Raw genomic sequence first — 20,052 nt, 5'->3', positions numbered from 1 at the left:
GGGATGCGCACGTGCTGACGAAAAAGCAACTGGATCTTCTGGCGTTCATTCACAAACGGGTGCAGCGCGACGGCGTCCCGCCCAGCTTTGACGAAATGAAAGAGGCGCTTGATCTGCGCTCCAAATCGGGAATTCACCGGTTGATTACCGCGCTCGAAGAACGCGGCTTTATCCGCCGTCTGGCGCACCGTGCGCGTGCCATCGAAGTGGTCAAACTGCCCGAAAGCCTCGGTGGGCCGGCGGGCGGCTTCACGCCCAAGGTCATCGACGGTGATCTGCCCGATGCACCGGCCCCCGCGAACGCCCAGCCCGTGACGACGATCGAAGCGGTCGAATTGCCGGTCATGGGCCAGATTGCTGCCGGTGTCCCGATCGAGGCGATCAACCAGCGCTCGCATGGCGTGACAGTGCCGCAGGCGATGCTGACCGGATCCAGCCCGCATTACGCGCTCGAGGTCAAAGGCGACTCGATGATCGATGCGGGGATCAACAACGGGGATGTCGTGGTCATTCGCGAAACGGCTGTTGCCGATGACGGCGACATCGTTGTGGCGCTCGTCGAAGATCACGAGGCAACGCTCAAGCGGTTCAAGCGCAAAGGCGACGCCGTGGCGCTCGAAGCGGCCAACCCTGCCTATGAAACACGGGTCTTCCGCGCCGATCAGGTGAAGGTTCAGGGCCGGTTGGTCGGTTTGATCCGCACCTATTAGGGACGCACCAGAGTTTCGGAACGGCCCGCCATCTGTGCGGGCCTTTTTTCTTTCCGGGCGGTTGTTCGCGCCGTGTCGCGCCACCCCGACCAGTGTCTGTGCCCCGAAATCTCGCGGGCGGTGACGATCTTGTATCCGCCCTCGGGACGGGCATAGAGGGCTACCGCGCCGGTGCTGCGCAATCGGTCCGGCGTAAAGTTGCGGCAGCTGGCAGGCACGGGCAGTTCATGGGCGCTGATCACAATTTGGTCGGCCCGGCACCCTTCGAAAGCACGCACGGCACGTTTGCCTGCCAGATGGACAATCTCACCACTGCTTTGCGCCCATGTCTGCGCGGCGGTCCACTGGTCGCGCCCGTCTCCGTCATTTTCCAGCCAGTTGCGCGCGATAAAGCCCGCGCCTTTTTCCTTGCTCAGGGCACGGCCCGATGGGGTCAACACGCCCACCAGCGTTCCTGTGTCGGCGATCAGAACCGTGGGCCGCGATGATCCGACCCACAGCACCGCCGCGGCCAGCATTGCGACACCGCCCGCCCACCGCAACCGGCCCCGCCACAGCATCACGAACAACGCACCCGATGCGAGCACCGGCAGAACGATCTTGTCAGGGCTTTTGACGTAGAGGCGCGCCCCCTCGATGCCGGAGACAAAATCCGCCACCCCGAGAATCCAGCGCAGACCCAGCCCCATCGGCCAAAGCCCGACCATTTCAAGCCCGAGGGGCGACAGGACGGCGGCCACCACGGCTGCGGGGATCACGAGTATGCCCATCAACGGCACGGACAGGAGATTGGCGATCAGCCCGAATTGGGCATAGGCATTGAAATGCGCGGCGGCGACGGGCGCGGTGGCCGCCCCCGCGATGGCCGAGGAGATAAAAACCGCCACTGCCGGGCGGATCCATCTGGGACCAAGCTGTACCTGCGCCTCGCGCAACCAGCCGAAAATCGCAACAAGCGCGGTGGTCGCGGCAAAGGACATCTGAAAGCCCGGACCAAGAAGCGCCTCGGGTCGCAGGATCAACACAAGCGTGGCGGCAATTGCCACGGCCCGCAGGCTCAGCGCGCGGCGGTTCAACATCAGCGCGCACAACGCCACCGCCACCATGATGAACGCCCGCTCGGTCGCCACATTGCCGCCCGACAGCGCGAGATAGAACGCCGAGGCCAAAAGCGCCCCCGCCGCCGCAATGCTGCGGGCCGGCCAGCGCAGCACGAACGGCGGCACCAGCGCGAACACCAGCCGTAACGCGCCAAAGACAACGCCGGACATCAACCCCATGTGCAACCCCGAGATCGCCAGCAGATGCGCCAGATTACTGGCCCGCAACGCATCAATGGCCTGCTGCGACATGGCCGACCGGTCGCCCGTTGTCAGCGCGGCCGCAAAGCCTCCGATATCGCCGGGCAAGCGGGACTGGACGTGGGCGGACAGCGCCATGCGTACCCGGAAGATCGCGAGACCCGCGCGCCCTGCATCCGCCTCCTCGACGCCCATAAGCGGCGTGCGGGCGTAGCCGACAGCGCCCAGCCCCGCAAACCACGCGTGCCGCCCGAAATCGAAACCACCGGGTTCGACCGGCCCGCCGGGGGGCGACAGATGCCCGGTCAGGGCCACGCGCATCCCCGGCGCCGCAGTGATGTCGTGGGACCGGTCACCGTGCAGTGACAGGCGAACCCGCTTTGGCGTACGGTGGGGGGGGACCCGCTCCAGCACCACCTGATCCAAGGTCAGCCGCAGGGCATCGGACGCGCTGCGGTCGATGGCCACGATGCGGCCTTCGACCGCGCCGTAGTAGCGCCACTCGAGCCGCGGGCCAGCCACCTGATTGGCACGCACCCCGGCCAGCACAAAGCCGATGAGCACCAATGTAAGTGCCACGAACACCGGAGAGACAAGCTCGTTGCTGCGCCATGCCATCGCAGTGCCCAGAAGTGCGACGCCACCCAGCCCCCACAACAGGCGCACCGACGGCTCCCACGTGATCTGGAAATAAAGACCGATTCCGATGGCAAGGCACACCGGCACCCAGCAAAACATCACTCCCCGCTGCGCAAGAACGCTTTGCGCGATCGCCGCGAGAAATGCCATTGCTTGCCCCCGTTCGCTGCACTGGATAGACAGGCGCAACGCCTGGCTGGGGCATCAGCAGACGCGAAACTGGTTACCAAATGGTAAACGTATCCGCGTGACGCCCCCCGCCACCCACGCAAAGGATCACTGCCCGATGAATACGCCCGTCGTCACCCGTTTCGCCCCGTCTCCCACCGGCTTTCTGCACATCGGGGGCGCGCGGACGGCGCTGTTCAACTATTTGTACGCCCGCGGGCGCGGCGGCAAATTCCTGCTGCGGATCGAGGATACGGACCGGGTGCGCTATACGCCCGCGGCGACCGATGCGATCCTGCAGGGGCTGTCGTGGCTCGGGCTCGCGCATGATGGCGAGGTCGTCAGCCAACACGACCAGGCCCCCCGCCATGTGGAAGTCGCCCACGCCTTGCTGGAAAAGGGCGCCGCGTTCAAATGCTTTGCCACGCAGGAGGAGATCGAAGCCTTCCGCGAAACGGCCCGCGCCGAAGGGCGCAGCACGCTCTACCGCTCCCCCTGGCGCGACGCCGATCCTGCCACCCATCCCGATGCGCCCTTTGTCGTCCGGATCAAGGCCCCCGACGGCGGCCAGACCGTGATCCGCGACGCCGTTCAGGGCGATGTGATCATCGACAACGCACAACTGGACGACATGATCCTGCTGCGGTCTGATGGGTCGCCCGTCTACATGCTGGCGGTGGTGGTTGATGACCACGATATGGGCGTGACCCATGTGATCCGCGGTGATGATCACCTCAACAACGCCGCGCGACAGATGATGATCTATCACGGCATGGGATGGGACGTGCCGGTCTGGGCGCATATTCCCCTGATCCACGGGGCGGACGGCAAAAAGCTGTCCAAACGCCACGGCGCCTTGGGGGCCGAGGAATACCAGAAAATGGGTTTTCCCGCGGCGGGCATGCGCAATTACCTGACCCGTCTGGGCTGGAGCCACGGCGACGACGAATTCTTTACCGATGCACAGGCGCGCGACTGGTTCGATCTGGACGGGATCCGCAAAAGCCCCGCGCAATTCGACCTCAAGAAGCTCGAAAACATCTGCGGACAGCACATTGCGGCATCCGATGATGCCGCATTGCGGCAAGAGATTGAAAGCTATCTCGATGCGGCAGGTCTGGCCGAACTGACGTCGGAACAGGCGAATGGTCTGGAACGGGCGATGTACTGCCTCAAGGAGCGGGCCAAGACGTTTCCGGAAATCCTTGATAAGGCTGAATTTATTTTGACGGCACGGCCGATTGTGCCCGAAGAGAAGGCGCAAAAGCATCTAGATGCGGTATCCCGTGGCATACTGTCGGAATTGACGCCGCACCTGCAAGATGCTAGCTGGTCTCGGGAAACGCTAGAAGAGGTGTTGAACGGCTTTGCCGCCGCACGCGACACCAAATTCGGCAAACTGGCCGGGCCGCTACGCGCAGCTCTTGCCGGACGCGCCGTGACACCTTCTGTTTTCGATATGATGCTGGTTTTGGGCCGCGATGAAACACTCGCCCGCCTGCGCGATGCCGCATCAGGGACCGAAGCCTGAGACGGGAAGATACACCTGTCATAAAGGAAGGCCCGGTTAGACGACCATGTGCCGCCCCGGTCGGGGCCGGGACGACACGGGCGGCGCCGTCAGGCACCGCAGCCAGATAAGAAGGGGAAAATCCATGGCCGAGAGTACGAAATCCGCAAAACTGACCATTGGCGACGACAGCTTTGATCTGCCGATGTTCACACCAACCGCGGGCCCCGATGTCATCGATATTCGCAAGCTCTACGGGCAGGCAGGTGTTTTCACCTACGATCCCGGCTTTACGTCGACGGCCGCCTGCGACAGCACGATCACGTTCATCGACGGCGACGAAGGTGTCTTGCTGCACCGTGGCTATCCTATTGGCGAGTTGGCCGAAAAGTCCCACTACCTCGAAGTGTGCTACCTGCTTTTGTACGGTGAACTCCCCTCGCCTGCGGAACTGGAAGATTTCGAACACCGTGTGACCAACCACACCATGCTGCACGAGCAGATGATGAACTTCTTCCGGGGCTTCCGCCGCGATGCCCACCCGATGGCCGTCATGGTCGGTGTGGTCGGCGCGATGTCAGCCTTTTACCACGACAGCACCGACATCAACGATGAATGGCAGCGCGAAGTAGCCTCGATCCGGCTGATCGCCAAAATGCCGACGATCGCCGCGATGGCGTATAAATACACCATCGGCCAGCCCTTCGTGTATCCGCGCAACGATCTCGACTATGCGTCGAATTTCCTGCGGATGTGTTTTGCCGTGCCCGCCGAGGACTACGTGGTTGATCCGATCCTCAGCCGTGCGATGGACCGTATCTTCACGTTGCATGCCGATCACGAGCAGAACGCCTCCACCTCGACGGTGCGGCTGGCCTCTTCGTCGGGTGCCAACCCGTTTGCCTGTATTGCCGCCGGCATTGCCTGCCTTTGGGGGCCGGCCCACGGTGGCGCCAATCAGGCCTGCCTCGAGATGCTCAAGGAAATCGGGACGCCCGACCGCATCCCCGAATTCATCGCCCGCGCCAAGGACAAGAACGATCCGTTCCGCCTGATGGGCTTTGGCCACCGCGTCTACAAGAACTTCGATCCCCGCGCGACGGTGATGAAGCAATCGGCAGACGAAGTGCTGGAGCTGATGGGTGTCGAAAACAACCCGATCCTGCAGGTCGCGAAAGAGCTGGAGAAACAGGCGCTGGAAGATCCGTATTTCGCGGAGAAGAAACTCTTCCCGAACGTGGATTTCTATTCGGGTATCATTCTCGAAGCGATGGGCTTTCCCACGTCGATGTTCACGCCGATCTTTGCGCTTGCGCGGACGGTCGGCTGGATTTCGCAGTGGAAAGAGCAGCTGGCCGATCCACAGCTCAAAATCGGACGCCCCCGCCAGCTTTATCTCGGCGAAGTGCAACGGTCCTACGTGGATATCGAAAACCGCTGATAAGACTGTCAGCCGTGCATATTTCAGAGGCTCCGGCGGGAAACTACCGGAGCCATTTTCATTTCGGCACGCCCCGGTCGCGCACACGATCCCGTGGGCCGGAGGGTGATGCAGGATTTACACAGATTGTGGCAGGTGACGCGCAGGGGCCAATCCGCGTTGTGCCGCTAAGGTGCTCTCGTACCGTCAGGATTTGCGATTCGCGCCCGCCGCCGCGGGTGCGCGGCAATTGCACCAATCCTGCCCGATCATAGAGGATTGTTTCCGCAGCGCATCCGCCGCAGGAAACAGACACCCGCGAAACTTGACCGAATTGAGGCATTGTTTCGGCAAACATTACAATTACCGCCACATTCTTGACCGATTGTTACCACGAAGCGTATGCCTTGGAGTGAGATTTCTGAGGGGATGAACTCATGTTGATGTTACTTTCAATGGTGCTGCCTATTGCGCTGGTTGGCGGCCTGATCGCCAATAACGACGATGACGATAACGACGGTGTAAACGAACAGGGCACCGAAAACGATGACACGCTTAGCGGCGGTCAGGGCGACGACTTTGTCGATGGCGAAGGTGGCAATGACATCCTTCAGGGACTGGCCGGTGATGACACGATCTTTGGCCGTGACGGCGATGACGTGCTCGAAGGCGCCGACGGCGACGACATGCTGTGCTCGGGCGACGGCGACGACGTGATCACCGGCAACCGCGGTGGCGATACCATCGAAGGTCAAGGCGGCGATGACTGGGTCTCGGGCGACTATGGCCGCGACAACGTCAACGGCAACGAAGGCAACGACACCGTGCTTGGCGGTCGTGGCACAGATACGGTATCGGGCGCAGAAGGCGATGACATCGTATTCGGCGGTATCGTCGATGGCGTCCCGCTGAGCGTTGATGAGCTGGCCGACCTGCGCGATGGCGCGACGCTCGAGCAAGCCAGCGAAGATCCTCTGGGTCTGCGCGACGACAAGTATTCGAACCAGTTGTCGGGCGGTATCGGTGACGACCAGCTGATCCTTGGCTCCGGTGACGTGGCCGAAGGCGGTGAAGGTGACGATATCTTCCACATCATGTCCGAGCAGAACGGCGAAGAAGGCTTTGGTGCACCCACCATCACCGACTTCAACGATGCCGAAGATGCCGTGACCCTGATTGTCGAAGATACCGATGCCGATCTGGACGTAACCGTCGAGGCAAGCGGTGATGACGCCATCATCCGCTTGGGTGATGCGGTTGTCGGAACCGTGTCGGGTGCTGCCGGCACGTTGACGGCGGGTGACATTGCGCTGGTGGCTGAACAGGACGCTCTGGCGCTGCTCAACCCCAACCAGGCTGTCGTTTCGTGATATCGGGTGACAGGGGCCAGCACCAGTGTCCCTGCCCTCTACCCAAAACTGACGGGAGCACACCATGGCAAGTTTTTCGCCATCCCCCTGCTATGAGTGGGGCGCTGCAAAGGGTCTGATGTCCTCAGCCACCCCTTGCGAAAAAGGACTGCAAGGCGCGCTGGTGCCGGACGGTCGAGAGGACGACAAGGACCACATCGCAGTGGTTTACGACAAGGGCGACACCCCGCCCCTGATCACCATCGAAGAAGTCAGCGGCACGGTGCATACGGTATTGGCCAACGGGGTCGCGGTTGCCGTGGTGGCAGATGCCGCAGGCCGCGCGCCCAGTGCCGCAGACGTCCTGTTGGTCGAGCGCAGCGTGCTCAGCTCGTAGCATGCAGCGCCCCTTCACATCATCTCGATCAACGCCCTTCGAATGCCGGAGGGCGTTTTTCGATAAAGGCAACAACGCCTTCCTTGAAGTCCCGCGACTTGCCGCATTTGCCCTGTTCCTGTGCTTCCAACGCCAATTGTTCGTTAAATGAGTTGTCCCAGCTGTCGCGGATCACACGCTTCACCGATGCGTAGGCCGCTGTCGGACCGGAGGCCAGTTGCGCGGCACGCGCGCGCCAGTGGTCTTCGAATTTGGCATCTGCCACCGCTTCCCAGATCATGCCCCAGTCATCGGCCTGCCGGGCGCTGATTTTCTCGGCAAAAAGCGCCGCGCCCATCGCCTTGGCCATGCCCATCTGGCGCGGCAGCATATAGGTGCCGCCCGCGTCAGGGATGAGCCCGATGCGGGTGAAGGCCTGCAGGAAATACGCGCTCTCGGAGGCGATCACCACATCCGCCACAAGCGCGAGGTTCGCGCCTGCCCCGGCAGCAGGGCCGTTGACGGCACAAATCGTGGGCACCGGACACTCGGCAATTGCACGCAGCATCGGCTCGTATTCATCGCGCAGCGTGCGCTCGAGATCGATGGACGCGCCGCCAGCGCGGTCGCCCAGATCCTGCCCCGAGCAGAACGCCTTGCCTGCACCGGTAATGACGACGACACGCGCGTCTTGTCCCGCTTCGCCCACCGCATGGGTGATCTCGGCCCGCATTTGCGTGCTGAGCGCGTTCATCTTTTCCGCACGGTTCAGCGTGACAACGGCCAGACCGTCCGCCAGCTCGTATGTGATGGTTTGATAGTCCATTGACCGGTTTCCCCTGTGATACTCGTCTTTGCGCGACCCTATCCAGCCCAAGTGCAGGGGGCCAGCAAAACTGCGCGTCACTTTTCCAGAAGCCGGTCGAGCCTTTCTCTTTCGTCCGCGCTCAGGTGCGCGTCCTGCGGCGCGGCGGCCTTGCTGCGCCCGCGCAGATAGGCCGCACCCACCCCGCCCGCAATCAGCAGCATCAACGGCCCGGCGCCCCAAAGGATCCAGTTCGCCCCGCCCGTCGTCGGGTTCAGCAACACGTATTCGCCGTAGCGCGCAACGATGAAATCGACCGCCTCCGCGTCGGTATCGCCAGCCACCAGACGGTCGCGCACCAGAATACGCAGATCCTTGGCCAGCGATGCGTTGCTCTCGTCGATGCTCTCGTTGCGGCAGACAAGGCAGCGAAGCCCCTTTGACAGATCACGCGCGCGCTGCTCGAGCACCGGATCATCCAGCACTTCGTCAGGCTCCACCGCCCAAAGCGGCGTGGCAAACAACAGCAGGGCCAGCAGAAGATGTCTCATTCGGCAGGCACCGCGCGGGTTTTGCGGGCGCCCGCGGCCACGCGGAAACGCCTGTCGGACAGGCTCAGCAGCCCCCCAAGCGCCATCAGTGCCGACCCGATCCAGATCCAGTTGGTCAGCGGTTTAATATAGGTCCGCACGGCCCAGCCGCCGCCTGCCTGCTCATCCCCGATCACGAGGTACAGATCGCGCAGCAGATCATAGTCAATCGCCGCTTCGGTCGTCGGCATCTGCGCGACAGGATAGAACCGTTTTTCCGGGCTCAGCGTCGCGACAAAGCGCCCGTTCTTTTCGACGTCGATCACCGCCGTCGTCGCCACATAGTTCGGGCCATCCTGCGTGGTCACGCTGCGCAGGGTCATGTCATAGGCTTCGACCTGAAACGGCACGTCAATCTGGGCGACGCGGATGTCCTCTACGGTCCACGCCGTCAGCCCTGCAACGCCCATCATCGTAATGCCCAGACCGCCATGCGCGACCGCCTTGCCCCAATCGGCCCGTGGCAGACGGAAAAGCCGCGCCAGACGGTTGGAGCCGCGCCCCGTGCGCTGTGCCAGATCAATCGCCGTTCCCATCAGCAGCCACGCCGCAAGGAACATGCCGATCGGCCCGATCAGGCTGCGCCCGGTTTGCATCGCCCAGACCAAACCGCCAATCGCCAGCGCCGCGACAAACGCGTAGCGCAATGGCTTCATCGCCTTGCCAAGCCGTGCGCGTTTCCACGGCAGCGCCGATCCGACAGGCAACACCAGCCCCAAGGCCACCATGAACGGTGTGAAGGCCGCGTTGAAAAACGGCGGTCCAACACTCAGCTTGCGGTCAAAAAACATCTCGGCCAGCAGCGGCCACATGGTGCCTACAAAAACCACGAAGCACGAAACCGCCAGCAACAGGTTGTTCAGCACCAGCGCGGATTCGCGACTGGCCAGCCCGAACACGCCCTTGGCTTCCATCGTGCCTGCACGCAGCGCGAACAGCACCAGCGCGCCGCCCATGAAAAACGCCATGATCAACAGGATGAACACGCCCCGCTCCGGGTCATTCGCAAAGGCATGCACAGACGTCAGCAGGCCCGAGCGGACAATGAACGTGCCGATCAGCGAGAACCCGAATGCCAGAATGGCGAGTAGGATGGTCCAGCTTTTCAGCGCCTCGCGCTTTTCGACCACGATGGCCGAATGCAAAAGCGCGGCGGCCAGCAGCCACGGCATGAAGCTCGCATTCTCCACCGGATCCCAGAACCAGAAACCGCCCCAGCCGAGTTCGTAATAGGCCCACCAGGATCCCAATGCGATCCCGATGGTCAGGAATACCCACGCAGCAAGGGTCCAAGGCCGCACCCAACGCCCCCAAGCCGCGTCAACGCGCCCTTCGATCAATGCCGCCACGGCAAAGCTGAACGCCATGCTCAGACCGACATAGCCCAGATAGAGGAACGGCGGATGAAAGGCCAAGCCGGGGTCTTGCAACAGCGGGTTCAGGTCCTGTCCGTCAAAGGGCGGCACTGCGAGCCGGTCAAAGGGATTGGACGTCAGCAGGATGAAAGCCATAAACGCCAGCCCGATCGCGGCCTGTACGCTCAGCACCCGCGCGCGCAAACTGTCGGGCAGCTGGTTGCCGAACCATGCGGCCATCGCCCCGAACAGCGCCACGATCAACACCCACAAAAGCATCGAGCCTTCGTGATTACCCCAGGTGCCCGAGATTTTGTAGATCATCGGTTTGGCCGAATGGCTGTTCTCGACCACGATCCGCAGACTGAAATCCGAGGTTACGAAGGCCCACGTCAGCGCGCCGAAAGACAGCGCGATCAGCAAGAATTGCACCGTCGCCGCAGGTTCGGCCACCGCCATCCAGCCGGGCCAGCCCCGCGCGGCACCCACAAGCGGGACGATGGTCTGGATGAGCGCCACGCCAAAGGCGAGCAGCAACGCGAAATGTCCAAGCTCTGTAATCATGAGCGGAATATAACCGGACGCGCGGGCGCTTCCAATGACAAAGGTGTGGGCCAAAGGGCCGCAGGCAGCGGGGCTAGCGTGCGGCCTGCCACGCCTCCAGCGCGGGGTTCGTATCGGCCTTGAGCGCCTGTGCGGCGAGCCTCACGTCCGACCCTGCATCCGCCACGCCGATATCTTCGGCGCGCAATTCTCGCAAGGCCCTGATATTGTCCATAACCTGCGGGACATGCTGCATCGTGTCTACAATAGAGCGTTGAAATTCCTGCGATTTCACCTGATGGCGGGCCCCGAAATAGAACGACACGATGACCCCCAAAAGCCACCACATCGGTTCAGGCACAAGCGCGATCCCCTGCATGCGTTGCGAAAACCACAAGGGCGCGACCATGGCCGACACGAACAGGCCGAGCGTACCCAGCGCCAGAGCGGGCCGCGGCAGCCGGTTGATCCCGTCCATGAACCGGTCAAACCCGCCCTGCCTCGGCGTCTCGAACTCCTTGCCGTATTGGCCCATCGCCTGCTTTTGCACCATTGCGGAGCGGCGCGCGCCCTGCTCTGCATTTTCGCGAAACACCTCGACCGTCTCGCGCACCACGTTGCGATCGCCGCCAAAGACGACGCTGAAAAACCGCTCGATCAACCCCATGCCGCTGTCCTTTTCTGAAACTGGTCCGATGTCATGTGATACCGCCGGGATATGAATTCTTCGGCCCGCTTGATCCAGCCGCCCTTGCCGCCCGCGCGCGTGCGCGCGTATTTGCGGCTCGCAACGCGCCGGTCGGCCAAGCGGAAATAATAGTTGCGCCGCGCAATCCCGTAGGCGTCGACCAGATGGTCGGGTGCAGCCTGATGTGCGGCGCGCACCGCGGCAATGCTCTGCGGGCCCAACGCGCCATCGACCGTCACGGCATAGCCCATCTCGACCATGAGCCGCTGAAGTATTTTCACGGCGTTGCTGCCGGCGTTGACGTACATGTCGAACACGCTGGCCTGCAGGGCCTTGGGCAAATGGGAAATCAACGGACGTTCGTAGTAATGGCGCAGGAAAATCTCGACAGCCTGCGCGCGGGTCAGCCGTTTTACGTCACCCGGTGTCACGCGGCCATCCCCGTCCAGATCCAGACCCAGACGACGCATCGTATGGATCGTCACGCCAAAGTTTGTCGCGCCCCCCGGATCATCGGGGTCATTCACATAGCCACCTTCGCGTTTGACGATCTCTTCCGCGATCTGCCTGACGTTCAACATCTTCGCCCTCCCGTAGGTTACGGGATGAGACTTGAGCATCAAAGATTAACGCGGCGAGATCACAACGCGCGTTGCGTCAGCTTTCGGGCTCTTGGTAAACGCCTTGCTCCTTGAGCGCGTCGACCACTTCTTTCGGCATGTAGGTTTCATCGTGTTTGGCAAGAATTTCAGTCGCTTCGAACACACCGTTGATGTAGGACCCTGTCCCGACCATGCCCTGATTTTCTTCGAACAGATCCGGCAGGACGCCCGTATAGACCACGGGCACCGTGGCGCCGCCATCGGTTACGGCAAATGAAATCTGCTCTCCTGCACCGCGGATCAGGCTGCCTTCGGCCACCAGCCCCCCGATCCGGAACACTTCTGTTGGCGCAGGGGGCGTTTCGGCGACCTGACTGGGTGAGCGGAAGAAATTGATGCCGTCGCGCAACCCGTACCCGATCAACGCTGTCGCCGCGATCAACGCGACCACGGCCACGGCAATGAGTTGGATGCGGCGCTGTTTTTTGAGGCTTTTCATCGCGGAACCCTAGGATATCAAGGAAAGAGCGGCGCCATCATAAGCGCCTCTGTCTCTTCAATACCTAACATCAGATTGGCGTTTTGCAACGCTTGGCCCGACGACCCTTTCGTCAGATTGTCGAGCGCGCCGATGACAATCGTCCGCCCCGCGATCCGGTCTGCGCAAACGCCGATGTGACAGAAATTCGATCCGCGGATATGGCGCGTACTGGGTGCCTCTCCAAACGGCAGCACATCAATGAACGGTTCGTCTACGTAAGCCTCGGTCAGCGTGGCGTGCACGGTTTGCGCATCGCCCTTCACATAGCCGGTGGCAAGGATACCGCGATTGGCAGGCACGAGATGCGGCGTAAACTGGATTTTTACCGGCTTACCGGCAACGGCGGAGAATTCCTGATCGAATTCACCGAGATGCCGGTGCGTGCCCCCCACGGCGTAGGCGTGAAACCCTTCGGACAGCTCCGCATGCAGCAGATTTTCCTTCAGCGCCCGCCCCGCACCGGACACCGCGCATTTCAGATCCAGAATGATGTCGTCAAGGTCGATCACACCCGCCGCGATCAGGGGGCGCAGCATGAACTGACCGGTCGCCGCGTTGCACCCCGTACCCGCGACCAGCCGGGCCGCGCGGATGTCGTCGCGGTAGAATTCGGTCAGCCCGTACACCGCCTCGCGTTGCTGCGCCTGCGCCGTGTGAGGGTTGCCATACCATGCCTCGTAGGCTTCGGGATCCCGCAGCCGGAAATCCGCCGACAGATCGACGATCTTCAACGTCTCGGGCAGCTTTGCGATCACTTCCTGACTGGTCTTGTGCGGAAGCGCGCAAAAGCACAGATCGATTGCGTCAAAATCGATCTCGTCCATGGTGACCAGATCGGGAAGATCCAGATGACGCAGATGCGGGAACACGCTCGCAAGGCTTTGACCGGCTTTGGAATTTCCGCCAAGCGCCTTGATGTTCATGTGGGGGTGGCCGGCGATCAGCCGGATCAATTCGGCACCGGTGTAGCCCGATGCACCAAGGATTGCGATATTATATGTCATGTCGAATGTCCGTTCGGAAAAGTCAGTTCAGGGCAGATGGTGGCGCCGTTACGCAGCCGTGAATTTCATCTGTCGTCGCAAGAACTGCGTGGCCCGCTGGCTGACACGCTTGGGATCGCCCGTCGTCAGAAAGGCCGCCTGCCCGCTGCCCTTCTTGTCGGGATGACGGCGCAGGTAATCGGAAAGGCTTTCGGCCACCAGATCGGCTTGGCTGTAGACGGCGACATCCGCACCCAGCGCGTCCTGAAACGCGTCCGTCATAAGCGGGTAATGTGTGCAGCCCAGGATCGCCGCCTGGGGGTGCGGCATCTTGCGTTTGAGCGCGTCCACGTGACTGCGGACCAGCGCTTCGGCGAGGATCATGTCCCCGTCTTCGATCGCATCGACAACACCGCCGCAGGCCTGCGCTTCGACGTCGACGCCGATGGCGCGGAACGCCAGTTCACGCTGGAACGCGCGGGTCGCAACGGTGGCGGGCGTGGCAAAAAGCGCGACGGTTTTCACCGCCACTTCGCGCGGTGGAGAGTTGTCGCCCCACTGCCGTTCGGTCATGGCCTCGATCAGGGGCACAAACACGCCAAGCACACGTTTGTCGGCGGGCACCCAGCTTTCCTGCATGCGCCGCAGGGCCGCGGCGGAGGCGGTGTTGCAGGCCAGCACGACCAGATCACAGCCCGCATCGAACAGACGCTGCGTGGCGGCGACCGTAAGGTCATAAATATCATCGGGTTCGCGCACCCCGTAAGGCGCGTGGGCACTGTCGGCGAGATAGACGAAATCCTGATCCGGCAGGCGCGCCTGAACGGCGTCCCAGATGGTCAAACCCCCTAAACCACTATCAAAAATGCCAACAGCCATATGCGTTACCGGCGGCGGCGCCGGTCCTCGAAGTCATATCCCGCGTCAAAGGAGTCGAGCGGTTCTGGAGCAAGCTCATACGTGGCTTTGCGCAGGAAATCCATCATCGCTTTGCCGTCTTTTGCCAGTGGGTCCAGAACGTCACGGCCCAGAGGCCTGCCAATTGCCACATTCACGGGGGAATCCACGCGCGCGCGAAACTCCTTGAGCAGCAAACCGTGACGAAGAGTGGCGTGCAAGTGACTGACAAGCTGAAACAATTTACTGGTCTTACCATCGAAGTACACAGGAACAACAACGGCGTCCGATTTGGCGATCAGCCGGGCGGTGAAATTCCGCCACGCGGGGTCCATGGGGCGGGCGAAGGGCCGCGCGCCGGTGCTGACGGTGCCGCCGGGAAACACCCCGATGCACCCGCCCTGATCCAGATGCGCAAGCGCCGCGCGGCGGGTTTCAAGGTTGCCTGCAAGCGCTTGTTTCGTATCATTAAAATCAATCGGCAGCAGCATATCTTGGATATCGGGAGAGCCAGCAAACACTGCGTTGGCCATGATGCGAAAATCGGGCCGCCGCTGCCCCAGCAAATGGCCCATCATCATCCCGTCGAGAATGCCGTAGGGATGGTTCGCAATCACAATCACCGGCCCGGATTTCCCAATATAATCAATAGCTCCGCCAACGATGTTCAAGCTGAGGCCGTAGCGGTCGACCAGCGCGTCAAAGACCGTGCAGCCGGGGGTGATTTCGTGCTCGACCCCCCGTGCCCGCCGCATCAGATGCAGCCGCCCCGTCGCGTTTTCGAGCGCACGGATCACGACCCGTCCGCCACGGGTTTCGGCAGCGCTGGCGTAGCTGAGATCATGCGCGGCGCAGAAGGGTGGGCTTGGTCGCAACTGGGGGTCCGCTCGCATCAAATTCGCCTGTCACACCGCGTACACAGGCTGTGCACAGAGTGTATGACAGGCGTGTGCCATCACTCGGCCGCCTTGGCCACTGAGGAGCCGCCCGCACGGATCACCGCCAACAGTTCTTCGCGCCGTTTGGCGGCCACCGCTTCGTTCGCCTGTTTGACGGGGCCGAAGCCGCGGATCGTTTTGGGCAGCGCGGCCAAGGCGACGATCGCCTCGCGGGTCTGGTCGGTGAGTTTGGGAAGCACTTCGGCCATGTCGGATTCGTATTGCCGGATCAGTGCGCGCTCCATCTTGCGCTCGGCGGTGTAGCCGAACACGTCGAGCGGCGTGCCGCGCAGACGCTTGAGCCCCGCCATCACGCGCAGGGGCCGTTCCAGCCATGGGCCGAATTCGCGTTTCATGGGCCGCCCGTCCGGTCCCGCCCTAGACAGCATCGGTGGCGCGAGATTGAAGGTCATCTTAAAGTCCCCCTCGAATTCGGCAGCGGCCCGTTCGCGGCTGGTCAGCAAGAGCCGCGCCACTTCGTATTCGTCCTTGTAGGCGAGCAGTTTGTGATAGCCTTCGACGGCGGCGGCGCGCACGTCGCGGTCCGTGATACCATCGACAAACTTGCGGTAGCGCTTGGCGAGCCGCTTGCCCTGATAGGCGGTCAGGTGATCGGCGCGGAAGGCGGTTTTTTCCTCCGGCGTCTTGGGCAGCGCCACGACCTGCGGCGTGAGCACCCGCTCGGCGTCTTGCGGATGAAGCACCGCCCAGCGCCCCAGTTCGAAGGCGCGCAGATTGCGCTCCACCGCGGCGCCGTTGAGCTTGATCGCCTGTTCGATGGCCGCAAAGCTCAGCGGGATAAGCCCGCGCTGCCATGCGCCTCCGAAAATCATCATGTTGGAAAAGATGGAATCGCCCAGGGTCGCCTTGGCCAGATCGGAGGCGTCAAACAGAGCCAGCCGGTCCTTCAGCCGCGCCTGCAGCGCCAGTTCCAGCCGGTCGTAGGGCATCTGGAATTCAGTGTCGCGGGTGAAATCGCCGGTGATGATCTGATGGGCGTTGACCACCGCACCGGTGCGCCCCTGCGCCGTCAGTCCGAGTGTTTTATTGCCCGCCGAGACGACCAGATCGCCGCCGATCAGCGCGTCACATTCGCCCGTGGCCACACGGATGGCGCTGATGTCATCGGGGCTGTTGGCGAGCCGGCAGTGGATGTTCACCGCGCCGCCCTTTTGGGCAAGACCGGCCATTTCCATCATGCCCGCGCCCTTGCCGTCGATCTGGGCGGCCTGTGCCAGCACCGCGCCGATGGTCACGACGCCCGTGCCGCCGACACCGGTGATGACGACATTCCACGTCCCGTCGATGGTGGGCAGATCGGGGGTCGGCAGGTCGGGGATGGTGACATCCGTCGTGGCCTCGCGCCGCACCTTGGCCCCTTCGAGCGTGACGAAGGACGGGCAGAAGCCCTTGAGGCAGGAGAAATCCTTGTTGCACGACGACTGGTCGATGGCCCGTTTGCGCCCCAGTTCGGTTTCGGCAGGCACGATGGACACGCAGTTCGATTGCACGCCGCAATCGCCACAGCCCTCGCAGACGTCGGTGTTGATAAAGACCCGCTTGTCCGGATCGGGGAAGGTGCCGCGCTTGCGCCGGCGGCGCTTTTCTGCGGCGCAGGTCTGGATATAGACGATGGCGCTGACGCCCTTGGTCCGGGACAGCCGTTTTTGCACTTCGTCCAGTTCGGCACGCTCGAACATGTCGACGCCTTTGAAGGCAGCCGGGTCCACGTCCTCTTTTTCGTCGTATACCACGGCGAGGTTTTGCACGCCCATCGCGCGCAGTTCGGCCACGATGCGCGGCGCGTCCAGATCGCCTTCGTTCGATTGGCCGCCCGTCATGGCGACCGCGTCGTTGTAGAGGATTTTGTATGTGATGTTGGTGCCTGCGGCCATCGCGGCGCGGATTGCCTGAATGCCCGAGTGGTTGTAGGTGCCGTCGCCGATGTTCTGGAACACGTGATCGGTGGTCGAAAACGGTGCCTCTCCGATCCAGTTGGCCCCTTCGCCGCCCATGTGGGTAAAGCCGGTGGTGTCGCGGTCCATCCACTGCACCATGTAATGACAGCCGATGCCCGCGTAGGCCCGCGCACCTTCGGGCACTTTGGTCGATGTGTTGTGCGGGCAGCCCGAGCAGAAATAGGGCGTGCGCGCGGCGATGTCTTCGGCGTTGTCGGCGCGGCGGGCCTCATCGAGTTTTTGCAGGCCCGCGCGGATGGCGTCGGTGTCGCGCCCTTCCTCCAGCAGGATGCCACCGAGTTTTTCGGCAATCATGATCGGATCGAGCGCGCCGCGCGTCGGGAAGAGTTCGGCCCCGTGCATGGAGCCTGCCCCGCCGCCCTTGTGCCAGCCATAAACCCGCCGCCCGCGCCGGTCGTCAAAGATCGCCTCCTTGATCTGCACCTCGATCAGCTTGCGCTTTTCCTCGACCACGACGATCAGGTCGAGCCCTTCGGCCCAGTCATGGAAGCCGCGCATGTCGAGCGGGAAGGTCTGGCCCACTTTGTAGGTGGTAATGCCCAGCCGCTCGGCCTCGTTCGCGTCGATGTTCAGCAGGCTGAGCGCGTGCACCAGATCGAGCCAGTTCTTGCCCGCGGCCACGAAGCCGATTTTCGCACCCGGCTTGCCCCAGATGCGTTTGTCCATCTTGTTGGCGTGGCTGAAGGCTTCGGCGGCGAAGCGCTTGTGGTCGATCATCCGCGCCTCTTGCGCGTGCGGCGTGTCGATGAGCCGGATGTTCAGACCGCCGTCGGGCATGTCGAAATCGGGGGTGGTCAGCTCCATGCGGAAGGGATCGCCGTCGACGACGCTTGTCGCCTCGACCGTGTCCTTCATGGTTTTCAGCCCCACCCAGAGGCCCGAGAACCGCGAGAGCGCCCAGCCGTAGATCCCGTAGTCCATGATTTCCTGCACGCCCGCGGGCGAGACCACGGGCATGTAGGCGTCGACCATCGCCCATTCGGACTGGTGCAGCACGGTGGAGGATTCGCCGGTGTGATCGTCGCCCATCGCCATCAGCACGCCGCCCTTGGCGCTGCTGCCGGCCATGTTGGCGTGGCGCATGACGTCGCCGGAGCGGTCGACGCCGGGCCCCTTGCCGTACCACAGCCCGAACACACCGTCGTATTTGCCCTCGCCGCGCAACTCGGCTTGCTGGCTGCCCCAGAGCGCGGTGGCGGCCAGATCTTCGTTCAGGCCGGCCTGAAAGATGATGTTATGCTCGGCCAGCGGCTTTTCGGCGCGGCTCATCTGCAGATCGACGGCGCCCAGCGGAGAGCCGCGGTAGCCCGTGACCAGCCCGGCCGTGTTGAGCCCCGCCGCGCGGTCGCGGGCCGCTTGCATCATCATCATGCGCACCAGCGCCTGCGTGCCGTTGAGCAGGACGGGGCTTTTGGACAGATCAAACCGGTCGTTCAGAGAAATCTTCTGCGTGGTCATGCTTTCCCTCCCAAGAAATATGGCCAAGTCATCTACAGCTTTGGCGGCATTATAGGTCACAGATGCTGACCTGTATAGGTGTTTATCTGCCCTGCTTCAAATTCGTGCAGCCTCCCCCTAGGTCCGGCTGCGCATATGCGATAGGGATATGGCAGTTTACAGAAAGCGGTTCGATGGATTGGGACAAACTGAGAATTTTTCACGCGGTTGCGGATGCCGGGTCACTGACCCATGCGGGCGATAAGTTGAACCTATCACAATCGGCCGTGAGCCGCCAAATCCGCGGTCTCGAAGAGCAGCTGAACACCAATCTGTTCCACCGCCACGCGCGCGGGCTGATCCTGACGGAACAGGGTGAGTTGCTGTTTGACGCGACATCGGCGATGACAAAGCGCGTCGATGCCGCCTCGGCGCGCATCCGCGACAGCGAAGAAGAAGTGTTCGGCGAATTGCGTGTGACCACCACCACGGGATTCGGTACGTTGTGGCTGGCCCCGCGTCTGTCGAAACTGTATGACAAATATCCCGATCTGAAGGTCGATCTGATGCTTGAGGAACGGGTATTGGACCTACCTATGCGGGAAGCGGACGTCGCCATCCGGCTCAAGGAGCCGAGCCAGGCCGACCTGATCCGCAAGCGGTTGATGACCGTGCAGATGCGGCTGTACGCCAGCCAGTCCTATCTTGAGGCACATGGCACCCCGCAGACCGAAGCCGACATCAGCGACCACCGGCTGATTTGCCAGAACACCAACTCCGATCAGGTCGGCGCAGGTCTCCAGCTGATCCAGCAACTGATGATGAACGACGTGCGGTCCTTGCTGACTGTCAACAACTATTTCGGGGTATTGCAAGGGGTTCTGCACGATCTGGGCATCGGCGTCCTGCCCGATTACCTGATCCAGGAGTTCCCGCAGCTGGTGCGAGTCCTTCCGGATGTCGAATCCGCCGAAGTGCCTGTTTTCCTCGCGTATCCAGAGGAATTGCGGCAATCTAAACGGGTCGCCGCGTTCAAGGATTTCGTGCAGGACGAGATCATTTCCTACCGCAAGGAAATGCGCGGTCTGGCCAGCTGACCTCCGAGCCATGCAACTTTTGCATAACAGGGTTGCACACGTTTAAGCAGAAAATGCCTTGATTGCGGGCAGGTCGCACCCTAATTGACCATCATAAGGTTTGCAGCGGTCCCTCGGGGCCCTC

At 62.3% G+C, this 20,052-nt stretch carries 17 protein-coding genes; 6 read left to right on the top strand and 11 right to left on the bottom strand.

Going from position 1 to position 20,052, the window contains the following annotated elements; all coding sequences use genetic code 11:
• Positions 1-11 precede the first annotated feature (11 nt).
• Positions 12-710: a transcriptional repressor LexA gene (gene lexA / locus K3756_RS07325; RefSeq protein ID WP_259992369.1), complete on the top strand. Its 699-nt coding sequence runs from the start codon at positions 12-14 to the stop codon at positions 708-710.
• Here the strand turns inward: lexA and K3756_RS07320 are convergent.
• Positions 707-2,800 carry a ComEC/Rec2 family competence protein gene (locus K3756_RS07320; RefSeq protein WP_259992367.1) on the bottom strand — a complete coding sequence of 698 codons (2,094 nt, stop codon included), beginning with the start codon at positions 2,798-2,800 and terminating at the stop codon, positions 707-709. The genes lexA and K3756_RS07320 overlap by 4 nt on opposite strands.
• Before the next feature lie 136 nt (positions 2,801-2,936).
• On the opposite strand from K3756_RS07320, the gene gltX reads away from it, so the two are divergent.
• From gltX to K3756_RS07300, 4 genes are all read left to right on the top strand, one after another.
• Positions 2,937-4,349: a glutamate--tRNA ligase gene (gene gltX, locus K3756_RS07315; protein ID WP_259992365.1), complete on the top strand. Its 1,413-nt coding sequence runs from the start codon at positions 2,937-2,939 to the stop codon at positions 4,347-4,349.
• A gap of 124 nt (positions 4,350-4,473) precedes the next feature.
• Positions 4,474-5,769: a citrate synthase gene (locus K3756_RS07310; RefSeq protein WP_259992363.1), complete on the top strand. Its 1,296-nt coding sequence runs from the start codon at positions 4,474-4,476 to the stop codon at positions 5,767-5,769.
• A gap of 416 nt (positions 5,770-6,185) precedes the next feature.
• Positions 6,186-7,118 carry a calcium-binding protein gene (locus K3756_RS07305; RefSeq protein WP_259992361.1) on the top strand — a complete coding sequence of 311 codons (933 nt, stop codon included), beginning with the start codon at positions 6,186-6,188 and terminating at the stop codon, positions 7,116-7,118.
• A 64-nt stretch (positions 7,119-7,182) separates the two neighbouring features.
• On the top strand, positions 7,183-7,494 hold the full coding sequence (locus K3756_RS07300) for a hypothetical protein (protein WP_259992359.1): 312 nt from the start codon (positions 7,183-7,185) through the stop codon (positions 7,492-7,494).
• 28 nt (positions 7,495-7,522) lie between these two features.
• Here the strand turns inward: K3756_RS07300 and K3756_RS07295 are convergent, their stop codons facing one another.
• The 10 genes from K3756_RS07295 to K3756_RS07250 all read right to left on the bottom strand — a co-directional run bounded on the left by K3756_RS07295 (position 7,523) and on the right by K3756_RS07250 (position 18,852).
• Positions 7,523-8,299 carry an enoyl-CoA hydratase-related protein gene (locus tag K3756_RS07295; RefSeq protein WP_259992356.1) on the bottom strand — a complete coding sequence of 259 codons (777 nt, stop codon included), beginning with the start codon at positions 8,297-8,299 and terminating at the stop codon, positions 7,523-7,525.
• A 77-nt stretch (positions 8,300-8,376) separates the two neighbouring features.
• Positions 8,377-8,829, bottom strand: coding sequence for a cytochrome c-type biogenesis protein (locus tag K3756_RS07290; RefSeq protein WP_259992354.1), 453 nt, complete (start codon positions 8,827-8,829; stop codon positions 8,377-8,379).
• Positions 8,826-10,787, bottom strand: a complete 1,962-nt coding sequence (locus K3756_RS07285; RefSeq protein ID WP_259992352.1) for a heme lyase CcmF/NrfE family subunit — start codon at positions 10,785-10,787, stop codon at positions 8,826-8,828. Before K3756_RS07285 ends, K3756_RS07290 begins: the two co-directional genes overlap by 4 nt.
• A gap of 73 nt (positions 10,788-10,860) precedes the next feature.
• Positions 10,861-11,433 carry a holin family protein gene (locus K3756_RS07280; RefSeq protein ID WP_259992350.1) on the bottom strand — a complete coding sequence of 191 codons (573 nt, stop codon included), beginning with the start codon at positions 11,431-11,433 and terminating at the stop codon, positions 10,861-10,863.
• Positions 11,424-12,035 (bottom strand): holin-associated N-acetylmuramidase, encoded by a 612-nt coding sequence (locus K3756_RS07275; RefSeq protein WP_259992348.1) that lies wholly within the window; start codon positions 12,033-12,035, stop codon positions 11,424-11,426. Before K3756_RS07275 ends, K3756_RS07280 begins: the two co-directional genes overlap by 10 nt.
• A gap of 76 nt (positions 12,036-12,111) precedes the next feature.
• Positions 12,112-12,555 (bottom strand): cytochrome c maturation protein CcmE, encoded by a 444-nt coding sequence (ccmE, locus tag K3756_RS07270; protein ID WP_259992346.1) that lies wholly within the window; start codon positions 12,553-12,555, stop codon positions 12,112-12,114.
• A 17-nt stretch (positions 12,556-12,572) separates the two neighbouring features.
• Entirely contained in the window at positions 12,573-13,601 is a 1,029-nt protein-coding gene (gene argC / locus K3756_RS07265; protein ID WP_259992344.1) for an N-acetyl-gamma-glutamyl-phosphate reductase, read from the bottom strand.
• 48 nt (positions 13,602-13,649) lie between these two features.
• Complete coding sequence (locus K3756_RS07260) at positions 13,650-14,459, bottom strand: glutamate racemase (RefSeq protein WP_259992342.1); 810 nt, start codon at positions 14,457-14,459, stop codon at positions 13,650-13,652.
• Between the two features lie 5 nt (positions 14,460-14,464).
• Positions 14,465-15,370 (bottom strand): lysophospholipid acyltransferase family protein, encoded by a 906-nt coding sequence (locus tag K3756_RS07255; RefSeq protein WP_259992339.1) that lies wholly within the window; start codon positions 15,368-15,370, stop codon positions 14,465-14,467.
• Between the two features lie 62 nt (positions 15,371-15,432).
• A complete protein-coding gene (locus tag K3756_RS07250; RefSeq protein ID WP_259992337.1) occupies positions 15,433-18,852 on the bottom strand; it encodes an indolepyruvate ferredoxin oxidoreductase family protein in 3,420 nt (1,139 codons plus the stop codon).
• Between the two features lie 173 nt (positions 18,853-19,025).
• Between K3756_RS07250 and K3756_RS07245 the strand changes: the two genes are divergently transcribed.
• Positions 19,026-19,928, top strand: coding sequence for a LysR family transcriptional regulator (locus tag K3756_RS07245; RefSeq protein WP_259992335.1), 903 nt, complete (start codon positions 19,026-19,028; stop codon positions 19,926-19,928).
• Positions 19,929-20,052: the final 124 nt, after the last annotated feature.

Source organism: Sulfitobacter sp. S190 (genome assembly GCF_025141935.1).
GTDB lineage: Bacteria > Pseudomonadota > Alphaproteobacteria > Rhodobacterales > Rhodobacteraceae > Sulfitobacter.
Note: the sequence above shows the minus strand (reverse complement) of the source record. Positions and strands in the feature narration are given on the sequence as shown.

What these genes read in the sequence shown, in the direction of transcription:
- K3756_RS07320 (WP_259992367.1), bottom strand. Translation starts at nt 2,800, where the DNA reads ATGGCATTTCTCGCGGCGATCGCGCAAAGCGTTCTTGCGCAGCGGGGA.
- gltX (WP_259992365.1), top strand. Translation starts at nt 2,937, where the DNA reads ATGAATACGCCCGTCGTCACCCGTTTCGCCCCGTCTCCCACCGGCTTT.
- K3756_RS07310 (WP_259992363.1), top strand. Translation starts at nt 4,474, where the DNA reads ATGGCCGAGAGTACGAAATCCGCAAAACTGACCATTGGCGACGACAGC.
- K3756_RS07305 (WP_259992361.1), top strand. Translation starts at nt 6,186, where the DNA reads ATGTTGATGTTACTTTCAATGGTGCTGCCTATTGCGCTGGTTGGCGGC.
- K3756_RS07300 (WP_259992359.1), top strand. Translation starts at nt 7,183, where the DNA reads ATGGCAAGTTTTTCGCCATCCCCCTGCTATGAGTGGGGCGCTGCAAAG.
- K3756_RS07295 (WP_259992356.1), bottom strand. Translation starts at nt 8,299, where the DNA reads ATGGACTATCAAACCATCACATACGAGCTGGCGGACGGTCTGGCCGTT.
- K3756_RS07290 (WP_259992354.1), bottom strand. Translation starts at nt 8,829, where the DNA reads ATGAGACATCTTCTGCTGGCCCTGCTGTTGTTTGCCACGCCGCTTTGG.
- K3756_RS07285 (WP_259992352.1), bottom strand. Translation starts at nt 10,787, where the DNA reads ATGATTACAGAGCTTGGACATTTCGCGTTGCTGCTCGCCTTTGGCGTG.
- K3756_RS07280 (WP_259992350.1), bottom strand. Translation starts at nt 11,433, where the DNA reads ATGGGGTTGATCGAGCGGTTTTTCAGCGTCGTCTTTGGCGGCGATCGC.
- K3756_RS07275 (WP_259992348.1), bottom strand. Translation starts at nt 12,035, where the DNA reads ATGTTGAACGTCAGGCAGATCGCGGAAGAGATCGTCAAACGCGAAGGT.
- ccmE (WP_259992346.1), bottom strand. Translation starts at nt 12,555, where the DNA reads ATGAAAAGCCTCAAAAAACAGCGCCGCATCCAACTCATTGCCGTGGCC.
- argC (WP_259992344.1), bottom strand. Translation starts at nt 13,601, where the DNA reads ATGACATATAATATCGCAATCCTTGGTGCATCGGGCTACACCGGTGCC.
- K3756_RS07260 (WP_259992342.1), bottom strand. Translation starts at nt 14,459, where the DNA reads ATGGCTGTTGGCATTTTTGATAGTGGTTTAGGGGGTTTGACCATCTGG.
- K3756_RS07255 (WP_259992339.1), bottom strand. Translation starts at nt 15,370, where the DNA reads ATGCGAGCGGACCCCCAGTTGCGACCAAGCCCACCCTTCTGCGCCGCG.
- K3756_RS07250 (WP_259992337.1), bottom strand. Translation starts at nt 18,852, where the DNA reads ATGACCACGCAGAAGATTTCTCTGAACGACCGGTTTGATCTGTCCAAA.
- K3756_RS07245 (WP_259992335.1), top strand. Translation starts at nt 19,026, where the DNA reads ATGGATTGGGACAAACTGAGAATTTTTCACGCGGTTGCGGATGCCGGG.